The 13,409-nt window shown below is 65.4% G+C and carries 6 protein-coding genes and 1 pseudogene; all 7 read right to left on the bottom strand.

Features of this window, described 5'->3' with window-relative positions:
• Positions 1 to 2,530: pseudogene (locus tag ACGLHT_RS26990) on the bottom strand (condensation domain-containing protein); the annotation flags it as partial.
• Between the two features lie 532 nt (positions 2,531 to 3,062).
• Positions 3,063 to 4,703 (bottom strand): fatty acid--CoA ligase, encoded by a 1,641-nt coding sequence (locus tag ACGLHT_RS26985; RefSeq protein ID WP_274078862.1) that lies wholly within the window; start codon positions 4,701 to 4,703, stop codon positions 3,063 to 3,065.
• 11 nt (positions 4,704 to 4,714) lie between these two features.
• Positions 4,715 to 6,493 (bottom strand): acyl-CoA dehydrogenase C-terminal domain-containing protein, encoded by a 1,779-nt coding sequence (locus ACGLHT_RS26980; RefSeq protein ID WP_137163853.1) that lies wholly within the window; start codon positions 6,491 to 6,493, stop codon positions 4,715 to 4,717.
• Positions 6,486 to 8,951: an RND family transporter gene (locus tag ACGLHT_RS26975; RefSeq protein ID WP_137163852.1), complete on the bottom strand. Its 2,466-nt coding sequence runs from the start codon at positions 8,949 to 8,951 to the stop codon at positions 6,486 to 6,488. Before ACGLHT_RS26975 ends, ACGLHT_RS26980 begins: the two co-directional genes overlap by 8 nt.
• Positions 8,952 to 8,966: 15 nt before the next feature.
• Positions 8,967 to 9,962, bottom strand: a complete 996-nt coding sequence (locus tag ACGLHT_RS26970) for a YCF48-related protein (protein WP_137163851.1) — start codon at positions 9,960 to 9,962, stop codon at positions 8,967 to 8,969.
• Between the two features lie 21 nt (positions 9,963 to 9,983).
• A complete protein-coding gene (locus ACGLHT_RS26965; RefSeq protein ID WP_025339000.1) occupies positions 9,984 to 11,342 on the bottom strand; it encodes a DUF1329 domain-containing protein in 1,359 nt (452 codons plus the stop codon).
• Between the two features lie 38 nt (positions 11,343 to 11,380).
• A complete protein-coding gene (locus ACGLHT_RS26960) occupies positions 11,381 to 13,336 on the bottom strand; it encodes a DUF1302 domain-containing protein (RefSeq protein WP_085616459.1) in 1,956 nt (651 codons plus the stop codon).
• Positions 13,337 to 13,409: the final 73 nt, after the last annotated feature.

The raw sequence follows: 13,409 nt of genomic DNA, 5'->3' as shown, positions 1-13,409 counted from the left end.
ACAGCTCGCCGGCACTGCCGCGCACCGCCGGTTGCAGGCTGCCTTCGAGGATGTGGGTCTTGAGGTTGTCGATCGGCTGGCCGATCGGCACGCTGATGCCTTCTTCCGGCTGGCAGGTCCAGTGGGTCACGTCGATCGCCGCTTCGGTCGGGCCGTACAGGTTGTACAGGCCCGCCGCCGGCAGGCGTTGCAGGGTCTGGCGGGCCAGTTCGGCCGGCAACGCTTCACCGCTGCACACCACGCGCTTGAGGCTGGCGCAGCTTTCGACCGCTTCGTGGGTCATGAACGCCTGCAGCATCGACGGCACGAAGTGCAGCGTGCTGATGCCATGGTGGTTGATGGTTTCGACCAGCAGTTGCGGGTCGCGGTGCGCGCCGGGCTGGGCCATGACCAGGCGCGCGCCGGTCATCAGCGGCCAGAAGAACTCCCACACCGACACATCGAAGCTGAACGGGGTTTTCTGCAGCACGCTGTCGCTGTCGCTGGCGTCCAGGCGGTAGGCCTTCTGCATCCAGCACAGCCGGTTGACCAGCGCCTGATGGCTGTTGCCAGCGCCTTTCGGGCGACCGGTGGAGCCGGAGGTGTAGATCACGTAGGCGAGGTTCAGCGGGGCCACGTCGATGTTCGGGTTGGCATCGCTGTAGCCGCCGAAGTTCTCGGTGTCCAGGTCCAGGCTGCGCAGGCCGGCCGGGATCGGCAGGGCTTCGTGCAGGTGCGACTGGGTCAGCAGCAAGGCGATGCCGCTGTCCTCGAACATGTAGCTCAGGCGGTCCTGGGGATATTCCGGGTCCAGCGGCACATAGGCGCCGCCGGCCTTCACGATACCCAGCAAGCCGACGACCATCTCCAGGCTGCGCTCCATGGCGATTCCCACCAGCACATCCGGGCCCACGCCCTGCTCGCGCAGCTTGTGCGCCAGCTGGTTGCTACGGCGGTTGAGCTCGGTATAGCTCAGGGTCTGCTCGCCAAACGCCAACGCCGGGGCATCCGGGGTGGCGAACACCTGGGCTTCGATCAGCTGATGGATGCTGTGCCTTGCTGGAAAGTCCGCTTCGGTGGCGTTCCAGTCGCGCACGATGATGTGCCGCTCAGACACGTCCAGCAGCGGCAGGTCGGCAACCCGCTGCCCAGGCTCGCATACGATCCCCTGCAGCAGGTTCAGCCAATGCCGGGCCATGCCCTCGATGGTCGCCGCGTCGAACAGGTCGGTGGCGTAGGTCAGTGCCGCGCCAATGCCCTGCTCATGCTCGAAGGTGTCCAGGGTCAGGTCGAACTTGGCGGTGTGGCTGTCCCAGACCAGCTCTTCCATCTGCAGCCCTTGCAGGCTACGGCGCTCGCCCTTGGCCTGGGTCTGGTGGTTGTACATCACCTGGAACAGCGGGCTGTGGCCCAGGTTGCGCTCGACCTGCAAGGCCTCGACCAACTGCTCGAACGGCAGGTCCTGATGGGCCTGGGCACCCAGTGCGCGTTGCTTCACCTGCTGCAGCAGGTCAATGAAGGTCATCTGCAGGTCGAACTCGGCCCGTAGCACCTGGGTGTTGACGAAGAAGCCGATCAGGTGCTCGGTCTCGACCCGGTTGCGGTTGGCAACCGGTACACCGACGCGGATGTCTGGCTGGCCGCTGTAGCGGTGCAGCAGCGCCTGGAAGCTGGCCAGCAACAGCATGAACGGCGTCACGCCCTGCTGCTGGGCCAGCTGCTTGAGCGCCCCGGCCAGTTGCTGGTCCAGAGCGACCTTTACCCGTGCGCCCTGATGGCTGCTCACGGCGGGCCGTGGGCGGTCGGTGGGCAGCTCCAGCACGGGCTGCGCTTCCCCCAGTTGCGCGGTCCAGTAGGCCAGTTGCCTTTCCTGCTCGCCGGCCTCCATCCAGTGGCGCTGCCAGGTGGCGTAATCGGCGTACTGCACCGGCAGTGTCGGCAACGCCACGGGTTGGCCCTGGCTGTGGCCGTGGTAGAGCTGCACCAGCTCGTTGACCATTACCGGCATCGACCAGCCGTCGGAGACGATGTGGTGCAGGGTCAGCACCAGAACGTGTTCGTCTGCTGCCAGGCGCAACAGGCGCACACGCAGCAGCGGGCCCTGCTGCAGGTCGAAAGGCAGGTGGGCTTCGGCCTCGACACGCTGACGCAGGTGGCTGTCATCGGCCTGCGCCAGCACTTCAACGGCCAGTTCGAAAGGGATATGTGGGTGGATCACCTGAACCGCTTGCTCCCCTTCCAGGCGGAAGGTGGTACGCAGCGTTTCGTGGCGCTCGATCAGGGCCTCGAAACTGCGCTGCAGGGCTTGGGTATCCAGGTGGCCTTTGAAACGCAAGACGGACGAGAGGTTGTACGCGCCGCCCACCTCGCCCAATTGCGACAATATCCATAGGCGCTGCTGAGCGTAGGAAAGCAGCACCGGCTCTGCAGGATCCCTCGGGAAGATCGGCGTGACACCGTACAGGTTCACGCCTTGTTTCTTGAGCAAGGCTGCCAACGCCTTACGTTTTTGGGTGGACAACGATACGACCGTATCGAGCAGCTCTTGCACAGGGAATCTCCTAAGAAATCAGCTCATCAATTTCCTCCGTAGTTAGACGGTTGAGTGGTGGCATGGATTTAGATGGAAATTCGGGGGAGGCAGCGCCCGGTGCATGTACAGCGTCAGCCTGATACCTGCACCGAACCCACTTCCCATGGCACTGCACATAACTCATTGAATTGGCAGGGCCCCTGTGGGACTCGGAAGCCTGCGCCATACCCGTGGGAGCGGGCGCGCCCGCGAACACCGGCGTAGCCGGTGCCATCCACCGCGTCGCCTGCTTCGCGGGTAAACCCGCTCCCACAGGGCCCCCACCAGCTGAAGGAATGCGCCATACCTGTGGGAGCGGGCGCGCCCGCGAACACCGGCGTAGCCGGTGCCATCCACCGCGTCGCCTGCTTCGCGGGCATGCCCGCTCCCACAGGGCCCCCATCAGCTGAAGGAATGTGCTGTACCTGTGGGAGCGGGTTTACCCGCGAACACCGGCGCAGCCGGTGCCAGCCGGCTCCCACAGGTGCCCATCAGCCGGTGCTGCCAGCATTCAGGGAAATGCCTGCCGGATCCGCTTCTTGTCGATCTTGCCAACGCTGGTCTTGGGGATCTCGTCCACGCAACGCAACTGCCGTGGTATCGCCCATTTGTTCAGGTGCCCGCTGTCGACATACGGCTGCAGATGCCCGGCCAATCCCGCCTGGTCGAACTGCATGCCGTCACAACAGACTACCAAGGCCAACGGTTGCTCACCCCACTGCGGGTCCGGGATGCCGATCACCGCCACCGATGCAACAGCCGGGTGCTGGCTGATCAGGTTTTCCAGCGCCACCGAGCTGACCCACTCGCCTCCGGTCTTGATCACATCCTTGATCCGGTCACGAATACGCACCACACCCGCCGGGTCGATGCAGGCCAGGTCGCCGGTATGCATCCAGCCCCCCAGCCACAACGCGGCACCCTGCTCCGGTTCATGCAGGTAGCCCTGGGTCAGCCACGGTGCACGCACCACGATTTCACCCAGGCTTTCGCCGTCACGGGGCACATCAATGCCTTCAGCGTCGACGATGCGCAGGTCCACCAGGGCAATCGGCACGCCGGCATCGATTCGCAGCGGCAGCTGTTGCGCCATGGGCAGTGCCAGCAGCTCGGCGCTCAGGTGGGTGATGCTGAGCAGCGGGCAGCTTTCCGACATGCCGTAACCACAATGCACGCTGATGCCGCGCTCGCTGGCACGCTGCGCCAGGCCCAGGGTCAGGGCGCTGCCGCCCAGCAGCATCTTCCAACCGCTCAGGTCGGCGCGGCGCCCTTCTTCGCTGTCGAGCATCATCTGCAGCACCGTGGGCACGCAATGGGAGAACGTCACGCCCTCGTCACGGTACAGCCGAACCAGGCGGTTGGGCTCGTAGCGCCCGGGGTAGACCTGCTTGATACCCAGCGCCGTGGCCACATAGGGCACGCCCCAGGCATGCACGTGGAACATCGGCGTGATGGGCATGTACACGTCGCCGCTACGCAGCAGCGGCACCTCGCCGCAGGCAGCCAGGGTGCCCTGCTCGACCAGGGTATGCAGCACCAGTTGCCGATGGCTGAAGTACACGCCCTTGGGGTTGCCGGTGGTACCGCTGGTGTAGAACAGCGTGGCCAGTGAGTGCTCGTCGAAATCGGCGAAGTCGAATTGCGGCTCGGCAGCCGCCAGCAGTTGTTCGTACTCACCCAGCAGCGGCACATCTTGCGTTGCGGGGTCGCCTTCGCCGAGGCGAATGAAACCCTCCACCGTCGGCAAGTCATCGCGCAATTGCGCCATCAACGGCAGGAAATCGTCATGTACCAGGACCAGGCAGTCCTCGGCATGGTTCATGGTGTAGCGCACCTGCTCGGTGGACAGCCGTACGTTCACCGTGTGCAGCACCGCACCCAGCATCGGCACGGCAAAGAAGCACTCCAGCGCCCGGTGGCTGTCCCAGTCGAGCAAGGCCACGGTGTCGCCAGGCTTGACCCCGGCGGCGGTCAGCACATTGGCCAGCCGCTGAATGCGTTCGAGCAGCGTGGTGTAGGTGTAGCGCAGCTTGTCGGCGTAGACGATTTCCTGGTTGGGCTGGTAGCGCACGCCCGACAGCAGCAGGCGCTTGATCAGCAGCGGATAGGCGTAGGCCTGCTCGGCCGCGGGCATGACGCGAGTGGTGATCATGTCGGCGGCCTTCACAGTTGCCCGGCCTCGAGCAGATACAGGCTGTCGCTACCGGCCCTGACGCTAGCACTCAGCGAATGAATGCGTGGTAGCAGGCGGGCAAAGTAGAACCGCGCGGTGCCCAGCTTGCTCAGGTGGAGCGGCTCAGGGGCCGCATGGCACTGGCATACCACGGCCATGCGTGCCCACAGGTAGGCGTAGAAGGTGTAGCCAAATACCTGCAGGTACTCCACCGCCGCCGCGCCAAGCTCGCGCGGGTTGCCCTGGGCGCGGTCGAGCACCCAGGCGGTCAGCTCGTCGAGGTTGCGCACGGCAGCCAGCAGCGGCGCGCCGAACTCGGCGCACGCCGCGGGCAGCGTCTCGGCAAAGGCGGTAATTTCGTCGGACACGCTGCGATAGGCCTGGCCGCCATCGGCAAACAGTTTGCGCCCCACCAGGTCGAGGGCCTGGATGCCGTTGGTGCCTTCGTAGATCTGGGTGATGCGGCAGTCGCGGATCAACTGCTCCTGGCCCCACTCGCGGATATAGCCATGGCCGCCCAGCACCTGCTGGCCGTGCACGGTGGTTTCCAGCCCCATGTCGGTGAGGAAGGCCTTGGCCACCGGTGTGAGCAACGCCACCTTGGCCTCGGCCTGGACGCGTGCGACCGGGGCCTCGCTGTATTTCGCCAGGTCCAGCTGCAGTGCCACATAGGTGGAGAAGGCCCGCCCGCCTTCGTTCAGCGCTTTCATGGTCAGCAGCATGCGCCGCACATCCGGGTGGACGATGATCGGGTCAGCACCTTGCCCCGGCGCTTCGGCGCCGGTCGGCGCACGGCCCTGCTGGCGATCACGGGCGTAGGCGATGGCACCCTGGTAGGAGCGTTCGCCCAGGGCCAGGCCTTGGATACCTACACCAAGGCGCTCGTAGTTCATCATGGTGAACATCGCGTTGAGGCCCTTGTTCGGCTCGCCGACCAGGTAGCCGATTGCACCGTCGAAGTTCATCACACAGGTGGCCGAGGCCTTGATGCCCATCTTGTGCTCGATCGACCCGCAACTCACCGTATTGGCCTCGCCCAGCACGCCGTCGGCGTCAACCAGCACCTTGGGCACCAGGAACAGCGAGATGCCCTTGGGCCCGGCGGGCGCATCCGGCAGCCGCGCCAGCACCAGGTGGATGATGTTCTCGGTCAGGTCCTGCTCACCGCCAGTAATGAAGATCTTGGTCCCGCTGATGCGATAACGGCCATCGGCAACCGGCACGGCGCGGGTGCGAATCAGGCCCAGGTCGGTGCCAGCGTGTGGCTCGGTCAGGCACATCGAACCGGTCCAGCGCCCTTGGTACATGGGCGGCAGGTACAGCGCCTTCAACGGCTCGCTGGCATGGTTGAGCAGCGCCAGGCAGGCTCCGGCCGTGAGCATCGGGTACAGGCCGAACGACAGGTTGGCGGCATTGAGCATTTCTTCGAGCTGGGCGCCGATCACTTTCGGCATGCCCATGCCCCCATATTCCGGGGCACCAGCCACACCCACCCAGCCATCTGCGGCAAATGCCCGGTAGGCATCGGCGAAGCCATCGGGGGTGTGTACCTGGCCGGCCTCCCAGCGGCAGCCCTGCTCGTCGCCACTGCGGTTTAGCGGCGCCACCACCTCGGCAATCAGCCGGCCGGCCTGTTCGAGCACGGCCCGGGCAGTGTCGCCATCGACCTGCTCGGCCAGCGCAGGCGTTTGCGCCCACCAGGCCGGGATGTCGAACACTTCGTTGAACAGAAAATCCATGTCGCGCAGTGGCGGAAGGTAATCAGACATGAGGCGAACACTCGGTTTCTTGGGTTTGCGGAAGCGACGTGGCCTGGGCCTCGGCAGGCGCCGGGGCGGCCTGGCCACGCAGGAGGAAATGCGACAACGCAGGGATCAACACCAGCGCACCGAGCATGTTCCACAGGAACATGAAGGTCAGCAGCAGGCCCATGTCGGCCTGGAACTTGATCGGCGACCAGGCCCAGCCGACCACGCCGGCGGCCAGGGTGATGCCGACCAGCCCGACCACCCGGCCGGTGAAGGCCACGGCTTTCTGGTAGGCCTGGGCCAGGCTCAACCCGGCGCGCTGGTAGTGCAGTTGCACGCTGAGCAGGTACAGCGCGTAGTCCACGCCGATGCCTACGCCCAGGGCGATCACCGGCAAGGTGGCGACCTTGACGCCAATGCCCATGGCTACCATCAGCGCCTCACACAGCACCGAAGTGAGCATCAGCGGCAGGATCGCCACCAGCGTGGCGCGCCAGCTACGGAAGGTGAACAGGCAGAACAGCGTGACCGCCAGGTACACCAGCAACAGCATGCGGTGGTTGGCCTCGCGGACCACCACGTTGGTGGCAGCCTCGATGCCGGCGCTGCCGGCGGCCAGCAGGAACTGCTGTTCGGCGCTGCTGTTGGCCTGGGCAAAACGCTCGGCCACGGCGGCCACCTGGGCCAGGGTGTCGGCGCGATGGTCCTTGAGGTAGGCGATTACCGGCATCAGCGAGCAGTCGTTGTTGAACAACTCAGGGGCGTTGACCGAAGCCTGCTGGGCGGCGTAGTTGAGCACGTCCTGGTTGCGCTGCAGGCTGTTCAGGCGCGGGTTGCCTTCGTAGGTGCCGGCGGTGATCTGGCGCACGGCATTGGCCAGCGACACGGTGGTCTGCACACCCGGCAATTGCTGCAGCTCCCAGGCCAGGCGGTCGGCAAGCACGAGCGTCTGGTATTGCAGGCAGCCTTCCGGCGCGGTCTTGACCATGACCGCGAAGGTATCGCTGGACAGCGCGTAGTGCTGGGTGATGTAGGCGTTGTCGAGGTTGTAGCGGGAGTCGGCGCGCAGCTCGGGGGCACCGCTGTCGAGGTCGCCGATTTTCAGTTGCAGGCTGCCCCAGATGCCGAGGGCGCCCAGGGCCAGGGCCACCAGCAATGCGACGCTGGCCCATTTGCGTTCGGTGAAGCGGTCGAGCAGGTCCCATAGCCGGCCGAAACCTCGGTGCTGGGCTGCGCGGGCGTCGATATGCAGGGCCCGCTCGGCAGCCTTGCGGCCAACACCAACATAAGACAGCGCCACCGGCATCAGCAGCAGCGAGGTGAAGATCAACACCGCCACGCCGATGCTGGCGGTGATGGCCAGGTCCTGGATCACCGGGATGTCGATCAGCATCAGCACGGCAAAGCCCACCGCATCGGCCAGCAATGCAGTCACCCCGGCCACGAACAGGCGGCGGAAAGTATAGCGCGCTGCCACCTGGCGGTGGGTTCCACGGCCGATGTCCTGGAGGATGCCGTTCATCTTCTGCGCCGCATGGGATACGCCGATGGCAAAGATCAGGAATGGCACCAGGATCGAATACGGGTCGATGGCGTAGCCCAGCCAGGCGACGATGCCCAGCTGCCACACCACCGCGGTCAGCGAACACAGCACCACCAGCAGGGTGCTGCGTACGCAACGGGTATAGCAGTAAATGATCAGCAGACTGGTCAGCACCGCCAGGGCGAAGAACGCCATCACCTGGATCAGCCCGTCGATCAGGTCGCCCATCAGCTTGGCGAAGCCGATCACATGGATGCGGTACTGGCCGCTGGCCTGATACTGGCTGCGCAGTTGTTCGAGCTTCTGCGAGAAGGCGTGGTAGTCGAGGCCTTTGCCGGTGGCCGAATCCTGGTCGAGCAGCGGCACGACCAGCATGCTCGACTTGAAGTCGCGCGCCACCAGGCTGCCGACGATGTTGGCGCGCTCGATGTTCTGCCGCAGCTGCTCGATGTCACCCGCAGCGCCCTGGTAGCCATCGGGCATCACCGGGCCGCCCTGGAAGCCCTCCTCGGTCACCTCGGTCCAGCGCACCGCAGGGCTCCACAGCGACTTCACCCAGGCCCGGTCCACGCCCTGGCTGAGGAACAGCTCGTCGTTGATATGGCGCAGGGTCTGCAGGTAGCCCGGGTCGAAGATGTCGCCCTGGGTGTTCTCCACCACCACCCGCACCGCGTTGCCCAGGCCACGCAGTGATGGGCGGTTTTCCAGGTAGTTCTGGATGTAGGGGTGGCTCTGCGGCAGCATCTTGTCGAAACTGGGGCGCAGCTCCAGGCGGGTCAGCGCCATGTAGCCCAGCACCAGGGTCGCCAATAGCATGCACAGCAGAAACGGCAGGCGATGGTTGAACACCAGGCGCTCCAGGCAATTGCCCGAGCGTGGGTCGAAATCGTCGAGGTTGCGGATTACCGGCAGGGTGTCTTGGCGGGTAGCGGCCATCAGGGTCTTCTCTTGTTATGGGTGCAGCGTGGGGTTACCGGCCTGGTTGCGCACGCCCCGCTCGCCCACCAGTACCAGGCCGTTGCCGGTATCGGTGGCGAGCGCGGTCACCGGGCCACGGGCGCTTTGCGGCACCGGGCTGAAGCTGGCGCCATCATCCCGGCTGAGCAGCAGGTCGCCAGCCTGGCTGGCCAGCCATAACTGGCCGTCACGGTCGACGCCGGCGGCGGTGAGGCTGGTGTTCACACCCGTGCTGACCGGTTGCCATTGCCGGCCGCCATCGGTGCTGCGGTAGGCATGCCCACGCAGGCCGTAGACCAGCAGTACGCCAGGCTTGCCGACAGCACCGAACAGTGTGCCGGCGTAGGGTGTCTCGACACGGCTGAAGCGCTCACCGTCCTGCTTCAGCAACAGGCCTTGCTCGCCGGTGATGTACAGCTCGTCACCCACCGCGGCCAGGCTGGTCAGGTGCAGGCCTTGCGGGTTATCGCTGTGGTCGAGCCAGGGCTGCCAGTGCTCGCCGCCGTCAACGGTGCGCAACAGCAGGTTGAACACGCCGACCGCATAGCCATTGCGGGCATCGCTGAACCACACGTCGAGCAAGGCATTGTCGCTACCCGTGCCCGGCAGTTGTTCGGCCAGCGCCCGGCCATCCAGCTGCTTCTGCCAGTGCACGCCGCCATCACGGCTGTGCAGCACCACGCCATCGTGGCCAACCGCCCAGCCCAGCTCGGGCGTGGCGAAGCTCACGGCATTAAGGTCGGCGCTGACCGGCACCTGAGCCTGCTGCCAGTGCGCGCCGTGGTCGTCGGAGTACAGGATGTGCCCACGCGGGCCCACAGCGACCAGGCGCTGGCCGGCCAGGGTTACATCGCGCAAGGCGCTGCTGGCGACCAGGGCGCTGGGCATGGCGGGCAGGTCCAGCACATCGGTGAAGGGCGCAGCCTGGGCCGCGCCCTGCAGCGCGGCCAAAGCCAGAACTACCACGCTGCATCGTTTGAAGACAGACATTGCCACCTCTGCTCCGTGCGTTCAGCGAATGCCGTTGCCGGCCAGCGACTCGGGCGACCACTGGGTTTTCGACAGCGGGTCGATGTAGCGGATGCCGCCGTAGGCGCCGACCACGCCATTGAGGTTGTAGGTGCCGCCGATCAGGTCGTAGATCATGAACGGCGTGGCGTCCGGGGTCTGCTTGTCGTAGCTCTGGGTGAGGAAGGCGAACGAGCCGCGGTACAGCTGGCCACGGGCGTCGTACTGGTCCGAGGCCAGGGCGATCCAGCTGTCTTCGTCGAGGTAGAAGCGGCGCTTGTGGTAGATATGGCGCGCACCGTCCTTGAGCTTGCCTTCCACCACCCACACCCGGTGCTTCTCCCAGCGCACGAACTGCGGCGCCAGGTGGTTGGGGGTGATCACCTGCTTGACGTCGGTGTTGTAGGTCAGCTGGTAGGTGTTGTACGGCACGTACATTTCCTGCTTGCCGACCAGGGTCCAGTCGTAGCGGTCCAGCGCACCGTTGAAGACGAACACGTCATCGTAGGTACCCGAACCGGAGGTGCCCGGGTTGGGCGTGTCGTAGGCCAGGTTCGGCGCCAGCTTGACCCGGCGCTGGCCCGGCAGGTACTGCCAGGCACTGCGTGGCTGCACCAGCGGGTTGGCGGCATCGCGCAGCATCATCGCTTCGCCGGCACGGCGTGCGGGCCCGGTGTACACCAGTTTCATCTGGTAGTAGGTGTCCTTGGCACCGATCGGCTTGGTCATGTCTTCGTAGATCGGGTAGCTGATATTGGCCTGGCCGGTGGTCGACAGCGATGGCTTGCCAGCAGCGTCGACGTTCCACGAGTCGTACTTGGCAGTCATGCTCACGCCCTGATAGCGCAGCAGGAAGTTCCACATGGCCTCGGCGCCGTTCTGCGGAATGGGGAACGGGATGCCCGGCAGCACGTTGTCTACCGCAGTGCCGCCCTCCTTGCTGTTGGCGGCAGTGGCGTTCTTGCGGGTGTTGTCGAGTACCGCTTGCGGCAGCGCCACGCTACGGTGGGTCGGGTACACATCGACGCGGTAGCTGGGGTAGCGCTTGAGCAGTTCCAGGGTGGTGGCGGTCAGTTGGCCCTTGTACTGCTCGGCGTTCTTGCCATCGATGACCAGCAGCGGCTTGTCGCTGGCGAACGGGTCGGGGCGCATGCTGGCGCCGCTCTGGTAGCTGGCTGGCGGCGTCAGCAGGCCGCCCTGGTAGGCCGGGATCGAGCCATCGGCGTTGCCGGCCTTTTCCGCGCCGATGACGGTCAGGCTGGTGCCCAGGCGCGCGGCCTGGTCAGTGGAAACGGCGGCCTGGGCAGCGTTCAGGGCGGCCAGTGACAGGCACGAGGCCAGCAGGGTACGTACGAAATTCATGATGGTTGTCTTCCTGTGTAGGCTGTAGGAAACATGACTCAGAAGGTCGTCTTGACGGTCAGGTACAGGGCGCCACGGTCCTCGGTGGTGGCACCACCGCCGGAGAAGGAGGCGTAGCCGCCGCCGTAGCAGGTGTAATCCTGTTCGCCGTCCAGGGCGTTGGGGGTGCTGCCGTCGGTCTGGCCGTCCTTGCAGGCCTTGGTCTCACCGAAGCTGTCGACGTACTTGAGGTCGACGAAGTACTGGTTGTAGATCGCGGCGCTCACGCCCACCGCATAGTTGCCGGTGTTCTCGGCGCCACCGCCTTGCACCGGCGACACGCCGTCGAGGCCGACGTTGACCGACAGCGGCATGCTCAGGTCCATGCCTGGCAGCACCTGGTACCAGGTAGGGGTGAAGTTGACGGCGATGCCCCAGTTGTCGCGGGTGGCCTTGTCGATGCCGCGGTAGCTGCTCTTGCCCTTGTACAAGGCCTCGTTGTGGCTATCGAGCTTGAGCAGGTTGCTGTAGAACAGCTCGCCAAGCAGGGTTGCCGAATCGAACAGCGGCGTGTCGCCAATGGTCATCAGGCCGTTCAAGGTCCAGTGCAAGGTGTCGCCGGTGGCGCTCAGGCCGTCGCCATCCTTGGGCACGTCGTAGATCACCCCGCTGCTGGGCAGGCGTGCCGGCAGCAGGCCGAAGCCGCCGCCCAGGCCACCCTGGCCGGGGGCGCTGACGATTGCCGGGATGCTCGCCAGCGGCATGTTGTGGCGGATGTTCAGGTCGCTGCCGACACTGATGCCACCCACATCCTTGGACAGGCTCAGGCCATAGATGTCGATGTCGTCGGAGTAGGCGAACTGGTAAGTAGTGCTTTGCAGCGAGTTGTACAGGTTGCCAACTGCGCCTTGGCGGCTGCCCGGCGGGTTGCCGAACGGGCCGTTGGCGACGGTCATGCCGCGCGCGTCGAGCCAGGCCTGCGGGAGGATCTCGGAGGTCTTGCGGTAGTAGAAGCCGAGGGTGCCGCCCAGCCACTCGGGCGACCACTTGGCCATGATGCCCCAGTCGCCGCTCTTGCCCGGGTTCAGGTCATGGCCACGGCGGATGGTGGTCAGCGCACCGCGCACCGGGATCAGCCCGGGTGTACCGGTGTGGCCGAGCAGGAAGCTTTGGGCGCCCTCGCCTACCACGTCCGAGCCGCCATAGTAGGTACCGGCTTCGGGCAGGCGGGCGGCGTCCCAGTCGAAGAAGTACTGGGCGCCCAGGGTCAGTTCGGAGTTGACCAGGAACGAGGTCGACAGCTGGTTGCGCGGCACGAACAGCTCCTTGGCCTCGGTGCCCGGCGAAGCGGCCAGCTTGGCCAGGTCGAGGCCCGACTGGCCGTAGCTCAGCGAGTGCACCGGGTTGAGCAGGGTTTCACCCCAGAACAGGTTGTGCTGGCCCAGCTTGGCGCTGACCTGCGAGGCCTCGCCGACTTCACGGCTGAAGAACACGAAGGCATCCAGCACTTCACCGGACGGGCCGCTGTAGTAACGCTGGGCGTAATTGCTCAGGTGCGGGCTGCCCAGCGGCACACCGGTGCCAGGCAGGCCATTGAGGCTGGGGTTGATGCCGGACTGGTCACCGTTGCCGTTGACGAACGGGTTGCTGTTGGAGCCGGTGTTGTCATAGGCCTTGTCGTACCAGCTGGCGGTGCTGACGCGGAACCCGGTGTTGCCCTGGTAGACCACATCCAGTTCGGTCAGCAGGTCGACCCGGTTGGTGATGTTGGTGCCGGCCTTGCGGAAGTTGTAGTCACCGTCGTTGCTGTTGGGCGTGCCCAGCATGCGCTTGTCGGCGCTTTCGGTGCGCACGCCGTAGTTGTACTTGACGGTGTTGTCGAAGCGCACGGCCCAGTTTTCATTACCGGTATCGACTTCGAACGCCTGGGCGGCGGGCAGCGTCAGCAGGCCGATGGCGCAGGCGAGCAGGCAGCGCTGTGGTTTCACAGCACGGTGAATGCGGTGTTCTGGCATTACGATGGCTCCACGTATTGTTATTGTTTTTTTCGCCGCCCGTCTTTTGCGAGCGTGGCTGGGGCGTCCATGC

Origin of the sequence: Pseudomonas sp. PsB (assembly GCF_043658375.1) — a bacterium.
GTDB lineage: Bacteria > Pseudomonadota > Gammaproteobacteria > Pseudomonadales > Pseudomonadaceae > Aquipseudomonas > Aquipseudomonas putida_Z.
The sequence above is the reverse complement of the archived record's forward strand: the minus strand, read 5'-3'. Positions and strand labels throughout refer to the sequence as shown.